At 56.1% G+C, this 21,036-nt stretch carries 16 protein-coding genes, 3 tRNA genes and 3 rRNA genes; 2 read left to right on the top strand and 20 right to left on the bottom strand.

What is annotated here, in order from left to right; all coding sequences use genetic code 11:
• Positions 1-45 precede the first annotated feature (45 nt).
• Positions 46-130: transfer RNA gene (locus QY76_RS01985), tRNA-Tyr, on the bottom strand.
• Positions 131-151: 21 nt separating this feature from the next.
• Positions 152-227, bottom strand: a tRNA-Thr gene (locus QY76_RS01990).
• Between the two features lie 430 nt (positions 228-657).
• Between QY76_RS01990 and coaA the strand changes: the two genes are divergently transcribed.
• Complete coding sequence (gene coaA, locus QY76_RS01995) at positions 658-1,605, top strand: type I pantothenate kinase (protein ID WP_034166042.1); 948 nt, start codon at positions 658-660, stop codon at positions 1,603-1,605.
• Between the two features lie 75 nt (positions 1,606-1,680).
• Here the strand turns inward: coaA and birA are convergent, their stop codons facing one another.
• The 13 genes from birA to pepE all read right to left on the bottom strand — a co-directional run bounded on the left by birA (position 1,681) and on the right by pepE (position 16,605).
• Complete coding sequence (gene birA, locus QY76_RS02000; RefSeq protein WP_034166041.1) at positions 1,681-2,640, bottom strand: bifunctional biotin--[acetyl-CoA-carboxylase] ligase/biotin operon repressor BirA; 960 nt, start codon at positions 2,638-2,640, stop codon at positions 1,681-1,683.
• A complete protein-coding gene (murB, locus tag QY76_RS02005) occupies positions 2,637-3,674 on the bottom strand; it encodes a UDP-N-acetylmuramate dehydrogenase (RefSeq protein WP_034166040.1) in 1,038 nt (345 codons plus the stop codon). Before murB ends, birA begins: the two co-directional genes overlap by 4 nt.
• 318 nt (positions 3,675-3,992) lie before the next feature.
• Positions 3,993-4,108: ribosomal RNA gene (gene rrf / locus QY76_RS02010) — 5S ribosomal RNA — on the bottom strand.
• A gap of 91 nt (positions 4,109-4,199) precedes the next feature.
• Positions 4,200-7,107, bottom strand: a 23S ribosomal RNA gene (locus QY76_RS02015).
• A 190-nt stretch (positions 7,108-7,297) separates the two neighbouring features.
• Positions 7,298-7,373, bottom strand: a tRNA-Glu gene (locus tag QY76_RS02020).
• A gap of 83 nt (positions 7,374-7,456) precedes the next feature.
• Positions 7,457-9,000, bottom strand: a 16S ribosomal RNA gene (locus QY76_RS02025).
• Together the 16S, 23S and 5S rRNA genes with 1 tRNA gene alongside form the textbook arrangement of a ribosomal RNA operon.
• Positions 9,001-9,375: 375 nt before the next feature.
• Positions 9,376-9,924: a menaquinone-dependent protoporphyrinogen IX dehydrogenase gene (gene hemG, locus QY76_RS02030; RefSeq protein WP_034164582.1), complete on the bottom strand. Its 549-nt coding sequence runs from the start codon at positions 9,922-9,924 to the stop codon at positions 9,376-9,378.
• 17 nt (positions 9,925-9,941) lie between these two features.
• Complete coding sequence (gene trkH / locus QY76_RS02035; protein WP_045426457.1) at positions 9,942-11,393, bottom strand: Trk system potassium transporter TrkH; 1,452 nt, start codon at positions 11,391-11,393, stop codon at positions 9,942-9,944.
• 52 nt (positions 11,394-11,445) lie between these two features.
• Positions 11,446-12,060, bottom strand: coding sequence for an IMPACT family protein (locus QY76_RS02040; protein WP_015869624.1), 615 nt, complete (start codon positions 12,058-12,060; stop codon positions 11,446-11,448).
• Positions 12,060-13,391: a Xaa-Pro dipeptidase gene (gene pepQ / locus QY76_RS02045; RefSeq protein WP_034164581.1), complete on the bottom strand. Its 1,332-nt coding sequence runs from the start codon at positions 13,389-13,391 to the stop codon at positions 12,060-12,062. The genes QY76_RS02040 and pepQ overlap by 1 nt, the downstream gene beginning before the upstream one ends.
• A gap of 142 nt (positions 13,392-13,533) precedes the next feature.
• The gene (fre, locus tag QY76_RS02050) at positions 13,534-14,235 is read right to left on the bottom strand and encodes an NAD(P)H-flavin reductase (protein ID WP_015869622.1); all 702 of its coding nucleotides are present in this window, start codon (positions 14,233-14,235) and stop codon (positions 13,534-13,536) included.
• A 38-nt stretch (positions 14,236-14,273) separates the two neighbouring features.
• Positions 14,274-15,761 carry a 4-hydroxy-3-polyprenylbenzoate decarboxylase gene (ubiD, locus tag QY76_RS02055; RefSeq protein ID WP_034164580.1) on the bottom strand — a complete coding sequence of 496 codons (1,488 nt, stop codon included), beginning with the start codon at positions 15,759-15,761 and terminating at the stop codon, positions 14,274-14,276.
• A gap of 118 nt (positions 15,762-15,879) precedes the next feature.
• The gene (gene pepE, locus QY76_RS02060) at positions 15,880-16,605 is read right to left on the bottom strand and encodes a dipeptidase PepE (RefSeq protein ID WP_015869620.1); all 726 of its coding nucleotides are present in this window, start codon (positions 16,603-16,605) and stop codon (positions 15,880-15,882) included.
• Between the two features lie 250 nt (positions 16,606-16,855).
• Between pepE and rfaH the strand changes: the two genes are divergently transcribed.
• Positions 16,856-17,347: a transcription/translation regulatory transformer protein RfaH gene (gene rfaH, locus QY76_RS02065; protein WP_034164579.1), complete on the top strand. Its 492-nt coding sequence runs from the start codon at positions 16,856-16,858 to the stop codon at positions 17,345-17,347.
• Between the two features lie 70 nt (positions 17,348-17,417).
• On the opposite strand, the gene hemB is transcribed toward rfaH, so the two are convergent.
• The 5 genes from hemB to tatA form a co-directional block, all read right to left on the bottom strand.
• Positions 17,418-18,440: a porphobilinogen synthase gene (hemB, locus tag QY76_RS02070; RefSeq protein WP_045426460.1), complete on the bottom strand. Its 1,023-nt coding sequence runs from the start codon at positions 18,438-18,440 to the stop codon at positions 17,418-17,420.
• 15 nt (positions 18,441-18,455) lie between these two features.
• Complete coding sequence (gene tatD, locus QY76_RS02075; RefSeq protein WP_034164578.1) at positions 18,456-19,238, bottom strand: 3'-5' ssDNA/RNA exonuclease TatD; 783 nt, start codon at positions 19,236-19,238, stop codon at positions 18,456-18,458.
• Positions 19,239-19,411: 173 nt separating this feature from the next.
• Positions 19,412-20,200, bottom strand: a complete 789-nt coding sequence (tatC, locus tag QY76_RS02080) for a Sec-independent protein translocase subunit TatC (protein ID WP_034164577.1) — start codon at positions 20,198-20,200, stop codon at positions 19,412-19,414.
• Positions 20,190-20,714, bottom strand: coding sequence for a Sec-independent protein translocase protein TatB (tatB, locus tag QY76_RS02085; protein WP_034164576.1), 525 nt, complete (start codon positions 20,712-20,714; stop codon positions 20,190-20,192). Before tatB ends, tatC begins: the two co-directional genes overlap by 11 nt.
• 3 nt (positions 20,715-20,717) lie before the next feature.
• A complete protein-coding gene (tatA, locus tag QY76_RS02090) occupies positions 20,718-20,987 on the bottom strand; it encodes a Sec-independent protein translocase subunit TatA (RefSeq protein WP_012847030.1) in 270 nt (89 codons plus the stop codon).
• Between the last annotated feature and the right edge of the window lie 49 nt (positions 20,988-21,036).

Consider the following 21,036-nt stretch of genomic DNA (forward strand, 5'->3'; position numbering starts at 1 on the left):
TACCGACTGCTTACACTCCAAGCCCTATTGCTAAGGCCGAATAAATGGTGGTGGGGGAAGGATTCGAACCTTCGAAGTCTGAGACGGCAGATTTACAGTCTGCTCCCTTTGGCCGCTCGGGAACCCCACCACACCGGATTGTATTACTTGATGGTGCCGGCTGCCGGAATCGAACTGGCGACCTACTGATTACAAGTCAGTTGCTCTACCTACTGAGCTAAGCCGGCATCAAGTAGCGCGCATTCTAGGTAGTGATCGTCAGCTATGCAACAAAAAAATTCGATTTTATGCTTCTTCGCTCATAAAACGCGCAGAACAGACGAATTCACGCCTCTGCGTCTCGATAAAGAAGCGACCGATCCCGTTCGCCGCAGCACATCGCGCTAAAGAATAATCCAATCCACCGCCAGAAGAAAGTCCATTGTGCCAACTTTTCCCCGCGGCGCGTAAATCCCCCGGAAACGGGCAAGCCGATTTATATAACGCTCCCCGCGACGACAGATGGCTTGATCGCATACAAACCATCACGTAGATTGAAGCAACTTTTGGAAAAAAGCGCTGCGCCCCAACCGAAGCTGTCTATAATAAGCGACTCGTTTTCTCTGGAGTTGGCGTCCGCGCCGTTTCCATCCCGCGCTGACAGGCAGACACAGGCATATGAAGAAAGAGCAAACCCTGGCGACCCCCTATCTGCAGTTTGATCGCCATCAGTGGGCGGCATTGCGTAATGCCGTCCCGTTAACTCTCACCGAAGAAGAGATTGCCCGTCTCAAAGGGATAAATGAAGATCTCTCGCTGGATGAGGTTGCCCAGATCTATTTGCCCCTTTCACGCTTGCTGAATTTCTATTTCAGCTCCAGCGTCAGTCGACAGGCCGTGCTGGAGAAGTTCCTCGGCACTCATAGCCCGCGCATCCCCTATATTATCGGCATTGCAGGCAGCGTCGCCGTCGGCAAGAGCACGACGGCCCGCGTATTACAAGCGCTGCTTAGCCGGTGGCCGGAGCATCGCCGGGTCGAACTGATCACCACCGACGGATTCCTGCATCCCAATAAAGTACTGCAGGAGCGGGGTCTGATGAAAAAGAAAGGCTTTCCCCAATCCTACGATATGCACCGTCTGGTGAAGTTTGTCTCAGATATAAAATCAGGCGTGCCGCGGGTAACCGCCCCTCAGTACTCTCACCTGATTTACGATGTGATCCCGGACAGCCATAAGGTGATTGAGCGGCCGGATATTCTGATCCTGGAAGGGTTGAACGTACTGCAAAGTGGGATGGACTATCCGCACGATCCACATCGGGTATTCGTATCCGACTTCGTCGACTTCTCCATCTATGTTGATGCTGATGAGCATCAGCTACAGGCCTGGTACATCAACCGCTTTCTCAAGTTCCGCGAGGGCGCCTTCTCCAACCCGGACTCTTACTTCCATCATTATTCACAGCTGCCGGAGTCTGAGGCCATCGCGATTGCCACCGGGCTATGGAATGAAATTAACGGATTAAACCTGCGCCAGAATATTCTGCCAACCCGCGAGCGGGCCAGCCTCATTATGACCAAGGGCAGCAACCACGCCATTGAGAGCGTCCGACTGCGTAAATAGGTATCTCACGGCACCGCGCTGACAGAAATAGCCGGGGGGAGCCCACGCTCCCCCGCCTTCGAACGATATGCCTACTCAGCCTGCGCGTAAGGAGATCTCACCGCCGATAAACGGGGTGATAATGCCGTCACGCTCCAGCAGCAGCGCACCCTGCGCATCAATGCCCCGCGCAATGCCGTGGATAACCTGCTCCCCGATGATCAGCCGTACCGGACGGTCAATAAAGTTATCCAGCGCGCGCCAACGGGCGATAAACGGTGATAAACCACGCACCTCAAAATCGGCCAACGTACTGCGCAAACGGCTCAGCAGGCAGGCTACCAGCTGGTTGCGATCGATGTCGACCCCGGCCTCCTGTAGGTTGATCCACTGCTGATCCACCACGCTGGTATCGGGATTGCGCATCATCAAGTTGATCCCGGCGCCGACCACAATATTCGCCGCATCGCCCGTTTTTCCCGTCAGCTCAACCAGAATACCGGCCAGCTTGCGATCGTTGAGATAGAGATCATTCGGCCACTTGACCTTCACACCGGCGGCCCCCAGTTCCTGTAATACCTCCGCCATGACGATCCCGATCACCAGGCTCAGCCCCATTGCGGCGGCCGGCCCCTGCTCCAGCTTCCAGTACATGGACAGATACAGGTTGGCACCGAAGGGTGAGAACCAGTGACGGCCTCGACGACCGCGCCCAGCCTGCTGATACTCGGCGACGCAGGCATCGCCGGAAGCCAGCGCGCCAATCCGCTCCAGCAGGTACTGATTGGTGGAATCCACCACCGGCAACACCGTTACTCGCCCCTGGGGCAGCAGGGTGCCGATCGTCTCTGCATTCAGCAGCTGCATGGGCGTCGGCAGACAGTAGCCTTTCCCTGGAACGGTAAATACGTCAATGCCCCAGTCGCGCAGGGTCTGAATATGCTTATTGATCCCCGCACGGCTCATGCCCAGCGACTCCCCCAAATGCTCTCCAGAGTGAAAATCGCCATCGGCCAGCTGCGAAATCAGTTTCAATGGAACCGTAATATCTTTCATGACAGCACCTCAACGGCGTTAACCTCACCCTGCGCGGCGATAAAGCGTACCTCTGGATCCAGCCACACAGCAAACGCCTCACCAACCCGACGGCGCACATAGCGCGCCAGCGCGATGACATCCTGGGCGCTAGCGTGATGCTGATTAATCAGCACCAGCGCCTGCTGACGGTGCACCGCCGCACCGCCGATCTGATATCCCTTAAGCTCGCAGCGATCGATGAGCCAGCCTGCCGCTAACTTCACCTCCCCCTTATCCTGCGGGTAGCAGGGCGCTTGTGGATAGCGCGCACGAATAGCCTCGGCAACCTCGGCGCTCACCACCGGATTCTTAAAGAAGCTTCCCGCGTTGCCATGCTGCACCGGGTCGGGCAACTTGGTTCTACGCATATGGCAGACCGCGTCAAATACGGCCCTCGGCGTCACGGTCATCGCATCAAGGCGAGTCAGATCGCCGTAGCTAAGCATCGGCTGCCAGCGTTTGCCCAGGCGTAATCCCACGGCGACGATCGCATACCCATCGCGATAGCGATGTTTAAAAATACTCTCTCGATAGCCAAAGCCACACGCGGCAGCAGGTAGGCGCTGCAGAGTGCCATTGCGCAGATCCAGCGCGTCGACATAGTCACAGACATGCTGTAACTCTACGCCGTAGGCACCGATATTCTGAATGGGCGCAGAACCTACACAGCCAGGGATCAGCGCCAAATTCTCTAGACCCGCCATTCCACGATCCAGGGTATAGCGCACCAGATCGTGCCAGTTTTCACCGGCCCCCACGTGCAAATGCCAGTTCGCCTCATCCTCATCAACCTGGATCCCGGGAATACGATTAAGGATCACACTGCCGGCAAAATCCTCCATGAACAGGACATTGCTACCGCCCCCCAGTATCAGAACCGGCTGTCGGCGCGCCGTCGCCGCCTGCCAATGAGACAAAAGCGCCGCAGCGCTGTCCGCAGTAAGGATCTGCTCGGCCCGGGCGGGAAGACCGAAGGTGGTAAATTCGGTAAGTGATGTAAGGTGCTTGGACATGAAACGGCTATCTCATCCTGACTAAACAGTCTCTAGTCTACCCGATTATCCGCGCCATACCGTGGATAAATCGGTAGAGAGAGAGGAATTTCAGCGGGCGGATCATCGGGGGAGATCCGCTAACGCCGGTGCGGCAGCGCCAGCGTCGCCGGGCGGATAAACCCAAGGCCCCCGGCTTTCAGACATCGCTTCCTAGACGTTCCGTTCTGCTCCACGGCCGGCGCCGCGGTTCGCCTCAGGAGTCACCCACTGCCCGGCAAAACCTCGATAAACAAAAAGACCCCATGCTTGCGCATGGGGTCTTTCCGTTTGTTTGATGCCTGGCAGTTCCCTACTCTCGCATGGGGAGACCCCACACTACCATCGGCGCTACGGCGTTTCACTTCTGAGTTCGGCATGGGGTCAGGTGGGACCACCGCGCTATCGCCGCCAGGCAAATTCTGTTTTACCAACCGCCATCACTGGCCATCGGTTCCAATCTTGAACAAGCTAAATTCGTCTCTCTAAAAACACCTTCGGTGTTGTAAGGTTAAGTCTCACGGATCATTAGTACTGGTTAGCTCAACGTATCGCTACGCTTACACACCCAGCCTATCAACGTCTTAGTCTTAAACGTTCCTTCAGTGGACTCAAGGTCCAAGGGAAGACTCATCTCGAGGCAAGTTTCGCGCTTAGATGCTTTCAGCGCTTATCTTTTCCGCACGTAGCTACCGGGCAATGCAATTGGCATCACAACCCGAACACCAGCGGTGCGTCCACTCCGGTCCTCTCGTACTAGGAGCAGCCCCTCTCAATCTTCCAACGCCCACGGCAGATAGGGACCGAACTGTCTCACGACGTTCTAAACCCAGCTCGCGTACCACTTTAAATGGCGAACAGCCATACCCTTGGGACCTACTTCAGCCCCAGGATGTGATGAGCCGACATCGAGGTGCCAAACACCGCCGTCGATATGAACTCTTGGGCGGTATCAGCCTGTTATCCCCGGAGTACCTTTTATCCGTTGAGCGATGGCCCTTCCATTCAGAACCACCGGATCACTAAGACCTGCTTTCGCACCTGCTCGAGCCGTCACTCTCGCAGTCAAGCTAGCTTATGCCTTTGCACTAACCTCCTGATGTCCGACCAGGATTAGCTAACCTTCGTGCTCCTCCGTTACTCTTTGGGAGGAGACCGCCCCAGTCAAACTACCCACCAGACACTGTCCCTACCCCGGATCACGGGGCCAGGTTAGAACATCAAACATTAAAGGGTGGTATTTCAAGGTCGGCTCCATGCAGACTGGCGTCCACACTTCAAAGCCTCCCACCTATCCTACACATCAAGGTTCAATGTTCAGTGTCAAGCTATAGTAAAGGTTCACGGGGTCTTTCCGTCTTGCCGCGGGTACACTGCATCTTCACAGCGAGTTCAATTTCACTGAGTCTCGGGTGGAGACAGCCTGGCCATCATTACGCCATTCGTGCAGGTCGGAACTTACCCGACAAGGAATTTCGCTACCTTAGGACCGTTATAGTTACGGCCGCCGTTTACTGGGGCTTCGATCAAGAGCTTCGCCTTGCGGCTGACCCCATCAATTAACCTTCCAGCACCGGGCAGGCGTCACACCCTATACGTCCACTTTCGTGTTTGCAGAGTGCTGTGTTTTTATTAAACAGTTGCAGCCAGCTGGTATCTTCGACTGGCTTCGGCTCCATCCGCGAAGGACTTCACCTACATGCCAGCGTGCCTTCTCCCGAAGTTACGGCACCATTTTGCCTAGTTCCTTCACCCGAGTTCTCTCAAGCGCCTTGGTATTCTCTACCTGACCACCTGTGTCGGTTTGGGGTACGATTCAGTGTTATCTGGAGCTTAGAGGCTTTTCCTGGAAGCAGGGCATTAACCACTTCAGCACCGTAGTGCCTCGTCATCACGCCTCAGTGTTAAAGATGACCGGATTTGCCAGGTCATCACACCTACACGCTTAAACCGGGACAACCGTCGCCCGGCCGGTCTAGCCTTCTCCGTCCCCCCTTCGCAATAACACCAAGTACAGGAATATTAACCTGTTTCCCATCGACTACGCCTTTCGGCCTCGCCTTAGGGGTCGACTTACCCTGCCCCGATTAACGTTGGACAGGAACCCTTGGTCTTCCGGCGAGCGGGCTTTTCACCCGCTTTATCGTTACTTATGTCAGCATTCGCACTTCTGATACCTCCAGCAGCCCTCACAGGCCACCTTCAACGGCTTACAGAACGCTCCCCTACCCAACAACGCCTAAGCGTCGCTGCCGCAGCTTCGGTGCATGGTTTAGCCCCGTTACATCTTCCGCGCAGGCCGACTCGACCAGTGAGCTATTACGCTTTCTTTAAATGATGGCTGCTTCTAAGCCAACATCCTGGCTGTCTATGCCTTCCCACATCGTTTCCCACTTAACCATGACTTTGGGACCTTAGCTGGCGGTCTGGGTTGTTTCCCTCTTCACGACGGACGTTAGCACCCGCCGTGTGTCTCCCGTGATAACATTCTTCGGTATTCGTAGTTTGCATCGGGTTGGTAAGTCGGGATGACCCCCTAGCCGAAACAGTGCTCTACCCCCGAAGATGAGTTCACGAGGCGCTACCTAAATAGCTTTCGGGGAGAACCAGCTATCTCCCGGTTTGATTGGCCTTTCACCCCCAGCCACAAGTCATCCGCTAATTTTTCAACATTAGTCGGTTCGGTCCTCCAGTTAGTGTTACCCAACCTTCAACCTGCCCATGGCTAGATCACCGGGTTTCGGGTCTATACCTTGCAACTAGACGCCCAGTTAAGACTCGGTTTCCCTACGGCTCCCCTATTCGGTTAACCTTGCTACAAAATATAAGTCGCTGACCCATTATACAAAAGGTACGCAGTCACACCCCGAAGGATGCTCCCACTGCTTGTACGTACACGGTTTCAGGTTCTATTTCACTCCCCTCGCCGGGGTTCTTTTCGCCTTTCCCTCACGGTACTGGTTCACTATCGGTCAGTCAGGAGTATTTAGCCTTGGAGGATGGTCCCCCCATATTCAGACAGGATAACACGTGTCCCGCCCTACTCATCGAACTCACAGCTGTGCACCTTCGTGTACGGGGCTATCACCCTGTATCGCGCGACTTTCCAGACGCTTCCACTAATGCACAAACTGATTCAGGTTCTGGGCTCTTCCCCGTTCGCTCGCCGCTACTGGGGGAATCTCGGTTGATTTCTTTTCCTCAGGGTACTTAGATGTTTCAGTTCCCCTGGTTCGCCTCGTTAAGCTATGTATTCACTTAACGATAGTGCAACGGATTGCACTGGGTTTCCCCATTCGGACATCGCCGGCTAATAACACTTCATATCAGCTCACCGACGCTTATCGCAGATTAGCACGTCCTTCATCGCCTCTGACTGCCTAGGCATCCACCGTGTACGCTTAGTCACTTAACCTCACAACCCGAAGATGTTTCACTTCGTGCTGTAAGCATTTGAGAGACTCTCGAATCACTTATTAAAAGCAATTCGATTGTTTTCGAATTTTCAGCTTGTTCCAGATTGTTAAAGAGCAAAATATTGCAAACATGACTCGTAAGTCCGTTTTGCAATACTGTTGGCACCGTCTTTCACCCGATACCGCAAATGGCGTCCCCTAGGGGATTCGAACCCCTGTTACCGCCGTGAAAGGGCGGTGTCCTAGGCCTCTAGACGAAGGGGACACAAGGGTCGGCTTCGCAGACGCGTTTGCTCGAACATCTATCAGACAATCTGTGTGAGCACTACACAATTTCGTATCTTCAGGTAAGGAGGTGATCCAACCGCAGGTTCCCCTACGGTTACCTTGTTACGACTTCACCCCAGTCATGAATCACAAAGTGGTAAGCGCCCTCCCGAAGGTTAAGCTACCTACTTCTTTTGCAACCCACTCCCATGGTGTGACGGGCGGTGTGTACAAGGCCCGGGAACGTATTCACCGTGGCATTCTGATCCACGATTACTAGCGATTCCGACTTCATGGAGTCGAGTTGCAGACTCCAATCCGGACTACGACGTACTTTATGAGGTCCGCTTGCTCTCGCGAGGTCGCTTCTCTTTGTATACGCCATTGTAGCACGTGTGTAGCCCTACTCGTAAGGGCCATGATGACTTGACGTCATCCCCACCTTCCTCCAGTTTATCACTGGCAGTCTCCTTTGAGTTCCCGGCCGAACCGCTGGCAACAAAGGATAAGGGTTGCGCTCGTTGCGGGACTTAACCCAACATTTCACAACACGAGCTGACGACAGCCATGCAGCACCTGTCTCAGCGTTCCCGAAGGCACTCCTGTATCTCTACAGGATTCGCTGGATGTCAAGAGTAGGTAAGGTTCTTCGCGTTGCATCGAATTAAACCACATGCTCCACCGCTTGTGCGGGCCCCCGTCAATTCATTTGAGTTTTAACCTTGCGGCCGTACTCCCCAGGCGGTCGATTTAACGCGTTAGCTTCGGAAGCCACGCCTCAAGGGCACAACCTCCAAATCGACATCGTTTACAGCGTGGACTACCAGGGTATCTAATCCTGTTTGCTCCCCACGCTTTCGCACCTGAGCGTCAGTCTTCGTCCAGGAGGCCGCCTTCGCCACCGGTATTCCTCCAGATCTCTACGCATTTCACCGCTACACCTGGAATTCTACCTCCCTCTACGAGACTCTAGCTTGCCAGTCTTGGATGCAGTTCCCAGGTTAAGCCCGGGGATTTCACATCCAACTTAACAAACCGCCTGCGTGCGCTTTACGCCCAGTAATTCCGATTAACGCTTGCACCCTCCGTATTACCGCGGCTGCTGGCACGGAGTTAGCCGGTGCTTCTTCTGTAGGTAACGTCAATTGTGAACGCTATTAACGCTCACACCTTCCTCCCTACTGAAAGTACTTTACAACCCGAAGGCCTTCTTCATACACGCGGCATGGCTGCATCAGGCTTGCGCCCATTGTGCAATATTCCCCACTGCTGCCTCCCGTAGGAGTCTGGACCGTGTCTCAGTTCCAGTGTGGCTGGTCATCCTCTCAGACCAGCTAGGGATCGTCGCCTAGGTAAGCCATTACCCCACCTACTAGCTAATCCCATCTGGGTTCATCTGATGGCATGAGGCCCGAAGGTCCCCCACTTTGGTCTTGCGACGTTATGCGGTATTAGCTACCGTTTCCAGTAGTTATCCCCCTCCATCAGGCAGATCCCCAGACATTACTCACCCGTCCGCCGCTCGTCAGCGGAGAAAGCAAGCTTTCTCCCTGCTACCGCTCGACTTGCATGTGTTAAGCCTGCCGCCAGCGTTCAATCTGAGCCATGATCAAACTCTTCAATTAAAAGCTTGATGCTCAAAGAAATTAAACTGTTTATTCGTAATGAATTAACTGCTGTCACTCTTCAAGACTTTAAATATTTTGGCATTCCGAGGAATGCTTAATACGAATCTTGCGAGTGCCCACACAGATTGTCTGATAATTTGTTAAAGAGCGTCGCCGTGAAAACCCGTTGAGTTATCACCGGCGTGGGCTGCGTATACTACGCTTTTCGCCCGCAGAGTCAAGCATTTATTTTTGCTTTCTCTGCCTGACTGGGCGACGAGTTGGTCGTTGTTCCCGGTCAGTGGAGGCGCATTATAGGGACTTCTCGCGACGAGACAAGTCTTAATTTTAAAATTTATATCGTTCGGTTTTTTTTTCAACAAAACCCAGGTTTTATGCAGTTTTTTTAGCTAACGTGCTCACGAAGCGAGCAAAATCACGGGCAAAACGATCGACCTGTTGCCAGTCCGTGTACTCGACCTCTTTTGTCGTATCGGTCTCACCGCCGGTCATCTTCATAATCATCTTAATCATGGTGCGATCCAGCCAGCCATAGCGCGGATAGCGCAGCGCACCGGCAAATACCACGCACTGGGCGGGTTTCCAGGGCGTCGACAGCAAAAACTTACGCGTATAGCCGTTCGTCTGCGGGGTTCGCTTCTCTGGCTTGCGCGCCGTCAGGTTAATGGCAAAAAATGCGCTCGGCATCGTATTCAGCCGCGGGGTATGGTCACTGGCAAAGCGGTACAGCGCGCGAGGAAAGTGGCCATAGCGTACCGCGGCGCCAATCGCCACCGCCTGGTAGGCGTTCAGGTCAATATCGCCTGCCTGTTCTAAATCCCGCAGCTCACAGTCCAACGTCTCAGACATCGCCGTCGCAATCGCGGTAGCGATCGCTTTAGTTTGTCCATCGTGGCTCGAATACAGCACTAACGTTTTCATCGTTGATCCCTATTCCGTCAGTTGCGCCAAAAAGTTGGCGTAAACAGCACCAATAATGTAAACACCTCCAGACGGCCAAATAGCATGGTCACCACCAAGATCCATTTAGCGACATCATTCATTGAGGTGAAGTTATCCGCCACGACCCCCAGCCCGGGGCCAAGGTTATTTAAGGTTGCGACCACCGCCGCAAAGGCAGAGAAATCGTCGACTCCGGTCGCAATGATCGCCAGCATGCTGATGATAAACACTAGCGCATAGGCTGAAAAGAATCCCCAGACGGCCTCCAGAATCCGCTCCGGCAGGGCGCGATTTCCCAGCTTGATGGTATATACCGCATTGGGGTGCACCAGCCGCTTGAGCTCACGTGACCCCTGTAGGAACAGCAGCAGAATACGGATCACCTTAAGCCCACCGCCGGTAGAGCCAGCGCAGCCCCCGATAAACGCAGAGCACAGCAGCAGCACGGGTAAAAACAGCGGCCATTTGGCAATGCTGTCGGTGGTGAAACCGGCGGTAGTCGCCATCGAGACCACCTGGAAAAAGGCCTGATTGAGCGTTTGCCATCCGCTGGCGTATACATTATGCAGCCACAGGACCAGCGTACAGACGCTGACCAGCGTCAGCTGCACGGCGATGAACATCCTGAACTCCGGATCGCGCCAATACACCCGGGGACTGCGCCCACTGAGAAAGGCAAAGTGCAGGCTGAAGTTACACCCGGAAATCAGCAGAAAAACGGAGATGATGGTATTAATGGTCGGACTGTTGAAATAGCCGATGCTGGCGTCATGGGTTGAAAACCCGCCGATGGCAATCGTCGAAAAGCTGTGCGAAATCGCGTCAAACACATCCATTCCCGCCCCCCACAGGGCGATAGCACAGGCGATGGTCAACATGACATAGATAAGCCACAGCGTTTTGGCCGTTTCGGCAATACGCGGGCGCATCTTGTTATCTTTAAGGGGGCCCGGCATCTCGGCCCGGTATAGCTGCAGGCCACCGACGCCAAGAATGGGCAGAATGGCCACCGCCAGCACAATGATCCCCATACCGCCGAGCCACTGTAGCATCTGCCGATAGAACAGTATCGCCTTAGGCAGCGCGTCTAGCCCGACCAGCGTTGTGGCGCCGGTCGTGGTCAAGCCGGAAAACGACTCGAAGAACGCATCGGTGACGCTAAGATTCGGGCGTTCTGAAAACAGAAACGGCAGCGCACCGACGCTGCCCAACACGGTCCAAAACAGCACGACGATCAGAAACCCCTCACGCGGCTTCAGCTCATGCTTCTGTTTACGCTGGGGCCACCACAGCAGCATACCGATGCCGAGGGCGACAAAAAACGTTTCGACAAACGCACGCCCGGCGCCATCGCGGTAGATCAGCGCCACCAGTCCGGGGACAAACATGGTGCCGGAAAACAGGATGACCAGCAGGCCGACGATTCGAATGATGGCGCGAAAATGCATCCGGACACATTCCTTGCTCAATAAGCACTAAATAACGGGAGAGCGCGGATTATTACGAAGTCGCCTGTAATTGCAATGTTCCACGACTGGCGTTGCGCAATTTTTCATCCACATCGTCCTGACGGCCAAGTGGCAGGCTCAGCCGCAGCATCACCTGAGCAGAAAACGCGCTGTCAAGCACGCTACCGCCCGCCTGCGCCACAATCCCCTCCACCAGCGTCAGTTGGGCATAGTCACAGCACAGCGTATACGCTGCCATCGGCACCTTTTGCCGACGGACCAGCGCCTGCAACGCCTGCTGAACTCCGCTGCCGTAGGCCCTGACCAATCCGCCGGTGCCCAACTTGATCCCGCCGTAGTAACGCACGACGACCGCACACACCTCGCCTACGCCGCTGCCCATCAGCTGAGCCAGCATGGGTTTCCCCGCCGTGCCGGAGGGTTCACCGTCATCTGAAAAACCCAGCCGTTGGGTATCCTCCGGCGCACCGGCCACGAAGGCCCAGCAGTGATGGCGTGCATCAGGGTGTGCCCGTCGGGTCTCCTGAACGAACGCCTTCGCCGCGTCAACCCCCGGCGTGTGAGCCAGCAGCGTAATGAAGCGGCTTTTCTTGATCTCCTCACAGACGCTGACGGGCTGCGCGGGAACGGGGTACGGATGCGGCATCAGGCGAGATGCAGATCGCGCGTCATATTTTCTACGCCGTGCGCATGGAAGATCACATTATCCTCAATGCGAATGCCGCCATAGGGGCGCAGGGCGTCAATACGGCCACGGTTAAAGTGCTGGCCAAACTCACCCTCGAGCCAAGGCGCGAGCAGCGTATCGATAAAATAGAGGCCTGGTTCAATGGTCATTACCATGCCCGGCTCCATGATTCGGGTACAGCGCAAATAGGGATACCGATCCGGCGCCGCCATCTGCGTCCCCAGCTCGTCCTGCATAAAACCTGCTACATCATGCACCTGCAGACCAAGCGGGTGCCCCAGCCCATGCGGCAGGAACGGCGTGGTCAGCCCCTGGGTGACGGCCGCCTCATCGCTAATGCCGGTCAGAATATGATGATGACGCAGGATCGCAGCCAAACGCTGATGGAACTGTAAATTGTAGTCGGTATAACGCACGCCGGTCTGCAGCGTGGCAATTAACGCCTGCTGAGCCTGGTTCACCTCTGCTACCAGCGCGGCGAAGTCGCTCTGTCCGTTTGCCGCATAGGTACGCGTTAAGTCGGCTGCATAGCCATGAAACTCCGCTCCCGCATCGATCAGAAAACTGTGCATCTCAGACGGTGCACGCCGCTCTAGGTGCGTATAGTGCAGCACCGCGGCATGCCGGTTCAGGGCGATGATATTGTCGTACGGTACGTCATTCTCTCCCTGCCCGGTCGCGCTCAGATAGGCGAGGTTGATATCAAACTCGCTCATTCCTGCGCGGAAGGCCTCCAACGCGGCCTGGTGGCCATCCACGGCGATTTTCTGCGCCTCGCGCATACAGGCCTGCTCATACTCGCTCTTGTACGCGCGATGATAGTGCAGGAAATTCAGCACTGCCTGCGGGTTCTGATGCGCCTCGTCGATGCCAAGGCTGCGCGCCCGCTCAGCGTTCGGCCCGATATAGGCGACGTTGCCGCGCGCGGCGGGCAGCAGGGCAGCGATATCATCGGCATGACGCAGCGCCGTCATCTCTACCTGCTCGGTCCAAAATGCCTGCGGCAACGGCGAAACGCTGTGCCAATAATCCAGGGGAGAGTAAAACCACAGCTTGGGCTTATTGACGCCATCGATCCACAGCCAGCAGTTCGGTACCTGGGTCACCGGCACCCAGGCTTTAAAATGCGGGTTGATCTTGAAAGGGTAATCCTGATCGTCCAAGAAACGCGCGATGGGTTCACCGGAGTGAATCAGCAGCCCATCCAGCTGATGGCGTTCCAGAATGGTACGCGCGCGCTGCTGCAGCGTAGCGAGGTGCTTCGTATAGAGTGAGGCCAGAGTGTCCATGTCATTACCCTTTACAGACGTCGATTGGCGTCATCTTAGCACAGGGTATTGCACAAAACTCCCCCTTGGCGGTAAGGCGGTCAGGGGGCTAAGTGCCGCGGCGCCGTCCCCATGCATACGATACGACGCCGCGCCTCACGCATCAGATAAAGGCAAAGGCATCGCCGTAAATATGCTCTGGATTGGCCTCACGCTCGGCACAGAAGCGCTCCCGAGCAATCTTAGCCATCTCGAAACGTCCGGCGATATAGATATCGTGCTGGGCCAATGAGCCAAAGTCCTGCATCACGGCGCTGATCACCGTGCCGCTCCGCCCTTGCCAATCGGCATCCGGTTGCTCTACGGTCGGGATTATCTTCAGTTGGGGATAGCGCGCACTCAGCGCATACAGCTCATTGAGATCATACAGATGCTTCAGCTCGCGTCCGCCCCAATAGAGAGAGATCTCCCGCTGCGGCTGCTGAGACAGCGCCATCAGCAGAATCGAGCGGGTATAGGAGAAACCGGTGCCGCCGGCGATCAGTACCAGCGGGCGCAGGCTGTCTTCGCGCAGCCAGGCATCGCCATGAGGCATATCGACGCACAGCGTGCGATCCTGCAGAATGCGATCCATGACGGCCATGGCGTAGAGATTAAGCTCCGAAGCGCCGATGTGCAGTTCAATACAATCGCTCTGCAGCGGCGTGGATGCCATAGAGAACGGGCGCTTATCCCGCTCATCCATCACGACCATCAGGTATTGACCGGCGCGAAAATCGACGGCACGCTCCGGCACCAAACGTACGCGGTACACGGTATCCGTGATGGCATCTACTGAAGTAACTTTACAGCTCAACGTTGTCATGTGATTACTCTATTGGGTCATTAGCGCAGCGCTCAGGCTCACTGCGCATCCTTGTCGTTAGCAAAAATGTCCAATTCATTCCACAGGGTATCTACCCGCGCGCGTACGGCTTCATCCATCACGATGGGATGCCCCCACTCCCGCTGGGTTTCTCCCGGCCACTTGTTCGTCGCATCCAGCCCCATCTTCGAGCCCAGGCCAGACACCGGCGAGGCAAAGTCCAGATAGTCTATCGGGGTATTCTCGATCAACAGCGTATCACGCGCGGGGTCCATTCGCGTCGTCAGCGCCCAGATCACATCCTGCCAATCACGGGCATTGATATCATCGTCACAGACAATCACAAACTTGGTGTACATAAATTGACGCAGAAATGACCACACCCCCATCATCACCCGCTTGGCGTGTCCCGGATACTGCTTCTTCATCGTCACCACCGCCATACGGTAGGAGCACCCCTCAGGCGGCAGATAAAAGTCCACGATCTCCGGAAACTGCTTCTGCAGCAGAGGGACGAACACCTCATTCAGCGCCAGCCCCAGCACCGCTGGCTCATCGGGAGGGCGGCCGGTATAGGTCGAATGATAAATCGGCCGATCGCGCTGCGTCAGGTGAGTCACGGTGAATACCGGGAAGCGCTCCACCTCATTATAGTATCCGGTATGGTCGCCATAGGGGCCCTCTGGCGCCGTCTCCCCCGGTTCAATGTAGCCTTCCAAGACGATCTCGGCGCTGGCCGGAACCTCTAAATCGCAGGACAGGCATTTGACGACCTCGCTTTTATGACCACGCAGCAGCCCGGCGAAAGCGTATTCCGACAGCGAGTCCGGCACCGGCGTAACCGCCGCGAGCAGCGTGGCCGGATCGGCGCCGAGCGCCACCGCCACAGGAAAGCGCTCACCGGGATGCGCCTGGCACCACTCCTGAAAATCGAGCGCGCCGCCGCGATGGGACAACCAACGCATGATGAGCTTATTTTTACCCAGTACCTGCTGGCGATAGATCCCCAGGTTTTGACGCGACTTACAGGGGCCTCGGGTCACCGTTAACCCCCAGGAGACCAGCGGGGCAACATCCTGCGGCCAACAGTGCATCACCGGCAGCGTGGCCAGGTCGACATCGTCGCCTTGGAGTACCCGCTCCTGACAGGGCGCCTTGGACAGACGCTTGGTCGGCATATTTAAGATCTGCTTAAACTGCGGCAGCTTCTCCACCAGGTCGCGAAACCCTTTCGGCGGATCCGGTTCCTTCAGAAAAGCCAGCAGCTTACCGACATCACGCAGCGCACCAACCTCCTCCTGCCCCATGCCCAGAGCCACCCGCTGTGGCGTACCGAATAGGTTACACAGCACGGGAATATCGTAGCCTTTGGGATTTTCGAACAGCAGCGCCGGGCCACCGGCGCGCAGGGTGCGATCGGCAATCTCGGTCATTTCCAGATAGGGATCGATGGACTGTTGGATACGCTTTAATTCACCCCGCTGTTCAAGCAAGGCAATGAACTCACGCAAGTCACGGTATTTCATAGCATTCTTATCGATTCGGGTGAAGAACCCATTATAAGCGTTCTTCACCCGACTTGCTGTACTTTTGTTACAATCGAGTAACTCATACGGCAAGAAATGCGTCGCTCGCAGCGCCCGTTTAACGGCAGTGGAACGGCACCAGCGCAGCTAAAGCCTGCGTATCATGGTACTCGCGTGTCTCCTCGCCGTGGCGAAAGACCTTGTAGCCCTGCGCTTTGGCGCTGTAATACTGCAGGGTTTCACCGCTGACGTGCAGCAGGCTGCCTTCGCGCAGGGCGATTACGGACTCGCTGGGGTTCACGGCGCAGAATTCGGCGATACGCTCATCGCGCGTTTCCCCCATATGTCCGCTGAGATGGGCATCGATATAGTGCGGGTTAATCTGCACCGGAAACAGCCCCAGCGATGGCAATACCACGCTGTTACGCACCGGCATATCATTCGTAGTACGGATGCTTGGCGTAGCCACGTTACAGCCGGCGCTCCAGCCAATATAGGGAATACCGCGCTCACGTACCGCACGCTGGATCGGCACGATCAGCCCATTCTCATGCAGCATCTGGTTCAGCACCCAGGTATTACCGCCGCTGATCAGGATACACTCCGCCTCTTCCAGCGCCTTGACCGGATCGGCGTGGTGATGAATGCTCTCCACGGTAATTCCCAGCGAATGCTCCAGCTCAGCGGCACGGGCATCATAGCTGCTGCGGATCAGGGCATATGGGATAAGCAGAGCCCGGCGGATCTTCTTCTCCAGCAGCATCGACTGGATCATTCCTTTGGCATAGCCCAGCAGCTCAGACTCACCGGATACTTTGCCATTACTCAGTAAAAATAACTCCATGATCTCCCCCGAGGTAGTGCGTAGCCGCCGTCGAACGTCACCCGATGGTGCCCGCCGGCGATACGCGGTCATTTTTCCCGGCCTTTATAACTAAACATCCGGCTCATTGATGTGATCTTATGCCGGCCCTGGGGAAAAAAGCAGGTCACAACGCGCAGTTGGTGAGCAAATGTGCACATGCCGACGCACGTCGCTTCTGCGGGCAGCCGTGAATATGCTAGGCTGCGCGGTATGAGAGGAGTATGAACGTATGGAATCCTGGTATTTGTTGTATTGCAAACGGGGCCAGTTAACGCGGGCGCGTGAGCACCTGATGCGTCAGGAGATCCCCTGTGTTATCCCCATGATCACCCTGGAAAAGGTCGTACGGGGCAAACGCACGCAGGTGCAGGAACCCATGTTCCCCAACTACATGTTTATTGAGCTGGATCCTGAGCGGATCCATACCACCACGGTACAGTCGACCCGCGGCGTTAGCCACTTTGTCCGCTTCGGTAAGCTGCCCGCCACCGTGCCCTTTAGTATCGTTAAGCAGCTGATGATGGCACCTGCGCCGATGGCGATCGCGCCGCAAACGCCGATCCCCGGCGATAGGGTGCGAATTACCCAGGGAGCCTTCAGCGGCATGGAAGCGATTTACCGCGAAAGCGACGGGGAAAAGCGCGCCATTTTACTGCTTAATCTGCTGAATCAAGAGGTGAGCCATACGCTGAGTAACAGCGCGTTTGAAAAGATCCTTTGAGTCGACCGAATATATCGGCAACAAAAAGCCCGCATCCGCGGGCTTTTTACTTTATCGCCGTCAGAAAGACTCAGCGAGTCATCTCCGCATCATGCAGCCACTGCGCCACACGCTTGGCAAAATAGGTCAGCACGCCATCGGCGCCCGCACGCTTGAAGCAGATCAGGGACTCCATGATCGCCGGCTTCTCCTGCAGCCAACCGTTCTGGATCGCAGCCATATGCATGGCATACTCACCGGAGACCTGATAGGCAAAGGTCGGCACGCCAAAGGTATCTTTCACCCGGCGTAATACGTCCAGATACGGCATACCCGGTTTAACCATCACCATATCGGCCCCCTCCTGCAGATCCTGAGCTACCTCCTGCAGCGCCTCATCACCGTTGGCCGGGTCCATCTGATAGGTCTTCTTGTTGCCGCCCTTCAGGTTCCCTGAGGAGCCCAGTGCATCACGGAATGGGCCGTAGTAGCAGGAGGCATACTTCGCGGAGTAAGCCATGATCTGGGTGTTGACCAGCTTTTGGCTCTCCAGCATGCTGCGGATAGCGCCAATGCGGCCATCCATCATATCGCTCGGCGCCACGATATCGGCGCCGACCTCGGCATGGGACAAGGCCTGACGCACCAGGATCTCTTTAGTGATATCGTTGACGACGTAGCCGTCCTCATCGATCACGCCATCCTGACCGTGGGTCGTATACGGATCCAGTGCGACGTCGGTTAAGATGCCAAGCTCAGGCACCGCATCCTTCAGGGCCCGCACCGCGCGCTGCACCAAACCATCGCTGCTGTACGCCTCTTCGGCATACAGGGATTTTTTATCCGTACCGACCACCGGGAACAGCGACAGCACCGGCACGCCCAGCTTAGCGACGGCCTCGGCCTCACGAACCAGGACATCGATGGTCATGCGCTGAACTCCCGGCATGGAGGATACCGCCTCCTGATGGTTATTCCCCTCCATCACAAACACCGGATAGATCAGATCGTCAACCGTCAGCACGTTTTCGGCACACAGACGGCGACTAAAATCATGCCGGCGCAGACGGCGCAGGCGGCGCCCCGGAAAGGCGCCTGGAAATGCATAGCTCACGGTAATCTCCTCTACTTATGCCAGCCTAAACAGTTGGCGGGCATTGTTTTCAGTCACCTGCTTCAGCCAGCGGGCATCCTGTTGACGCCAGCGGGCCGCCTGCTCCGCGATGTGGGGCAAAAAGCAGGGTTCATTACGCCGCGACTTCGGTTTGGGTTGTATATCGCGCGGCAATAAATAAGGGGCATCCGTCTCCAGCAGCAATCGATCAGTGGGAATATGCGGCAGCAGCGCCCGCAGGGGCATGCCTCGCCGTTCATCGCAGATCCAGCCGGTAATGCCAATATACAGCCCCAGCGACAGGCATGCATCCAGCTCGTCACGGGTACCGGTAAAACAGTGCAGTACGGCACCGGGAAGACGACTCAGCCAGGGACGCAATAGCGCGATAAACCGCGCGTGGGCCTCCCGGCAGTGCAGGAATACGGGTTTCCCGATCCGGGCTGCCAGCGCTAACTGCGCCTCAAAGGCCACCTCCTGCTGCGCCGGCGTCGAGAAGTTACGGGCAAAATCCAACCCGCACTCGCCGACGGCAACGACCGCCGACGAACTCAGCAGCGGCTCAAGATCGGCGGCGCTGTTTTCGCTCCAGCAATGGGCATCGTGGGGATGCACGCCGGCCGTCGCCCAGCAAAAGTCAGGATATGCCTGTGCCAGACGCAGGGCCTGCGCGCTTTCCGTCAGGCTAGTACCGGTAATTATCATACCATTTAATCCCGCCTGACGCGCCCGGGCAACCACCTGCGGCACATCGCCACTAAACTGGCCGTTGGTCAGATTGACACCGATATCCAGCATCGGTCTACTCCTCCTAATGCTAAGAGCGCCACTCCGCCACGGAGGTGGCATCCACGACGGCTCATTCCAGCAGCGTAGCTGCACATCGGCACCGAGACAACAAGAGCCATCGCCTGCGTCCCCGCCAAAACACACAGGCCGCCCCAAGGGCGGCCTGTGAAGTGAAGGGAGAATCAGCTCGCTTTGGGCTGCTCTTCATCGTGTGACGCTTCGTCTTCGTCCTCTTCTTCCGGATCGCGACGGCGCTTGCCGACATAGAAGCGAGCGAAGAAGACGCCGACTTCAAACAGCAGACACATCGGGATCGCCAGCAGCGTCTGCGAAAATACGTCCGGTGGCGTCAGCAGCATACCAACGACGAAGGCGCCGACGATAACGTAGGGCCGCTTTTTCTTCAGCTCTGCCGGGGTGGTCACGCCGGTCCAGCACAGCAGAATGATAGCAACCGGCACCTCGAACGAGACGCCAAACGCCATAAACAGCGCCATGACAAAGTCGAGGTAGTTATTGATATCGGTAGCAATCGTCACCCCGGCTGGCGCGGTTTTGGCAAAAAAGCCAAACGCCAGCGGAAAGACCACAAAATAAGCAAACGCCATGCCGATATAGAACAGCAGCGTACTGGAGACCAGCAGCGGCGTCAGCATCCGGCGCTCATGCTTGTACAGCGCCGGCGCCACAAAGGCCCAGACCTGATACAGGATAAACGGCGCGGAGACAAAAACTGACACAATCATGGTCAGCTTAATCGGCGTAAAGAAGGGGGACGCCACGTCGGTCGCGATCATGCTGGCACCGTGCGGCAGCTGATTGATCAACGGGGCAGAAACCAGATGGTAGATATCGTTGGCAAAGTAGACCAATGCCAGGAATACCACCAGGATACAAATAATTGCATTCAACAGCCGCTTACGCAGCTCGATCAAATGACTAATCAACGGCTGGGTATCTTCAACGGCCATGCTGCGCACTATCGTGAGAGGTGGAAGGAGAAGATGCGGGCTGCGCGCTGGCAGTCACGGCATCGGCGTGGGTGGAGGGGGCGGCCTGCGCAGCCGGTGCTTCCTGCACCGCGCTCTGACGCGGCGCGAGCGCTGCGTCAGCCTCCGGCTTGGGCATATCCGCATGAGGGATCGTTTCCGCCGCCGAAGGCTCCTTTTCCGTATCGGATCCAGTGATCTCTGAATGATAACTGCGTTTCATTGATTCGGCCGCCTGCTTCAGTTCATCCATGGAGGCCTTCAGCTCCGGCGTCAAATTCTGCAAGCCGGCCGATTCGGCCTTCTTGAGACTGTCCTGCAACTCCTGCAGCTTCAATTCTTGCGACAGTTCGTTCTGAACCGACGTTGCCAACGAGCGCAGCGCCCTGATCCATCCCGCCACCGTACGCACCGCTACCGGCAACCGTTCCGGCCCAAGCACCACCAGGCCGATGACCATTACCAGCAGCAGTTCACTAAATCCGATGTCAAACACGGTTTACACCTGCTCTTTATTCTGACTCTTGGACTCTTCTTTCTTCACTTCAGGCTGCTGCTCAACGATCGATTTGAAATCTGCATCCTGAGGTGCCGCACTGCTGTTTGCATTGGTGGAGGGAGGCGTTTTTTCTTCATCGCCAATGGCTTTCTTAAAGCCTTTGATCGATGCGCCCAGATCCGAACCCAGAGTACGCAGCTTATTGGTGCCAAACAGCAACACCACGATCACTGCAATAATCAACAACTGCCAAATGCTGATACCGCCCATTTTTACTCACCTCTATCGCAAGGGGTTATATTCGTGACGCCGCATTATA

Source organism: Edwardsiella sp. EA181011 (genome assembly GCF_000800725.1).
Taxonomy (GTDB): Bacteria; Pseudomonadota; Gammaproteobacteria; order Enterobacterales; family Enterobacteriaceae; genus Edwardsiella; species Edwardsiella anguillarum.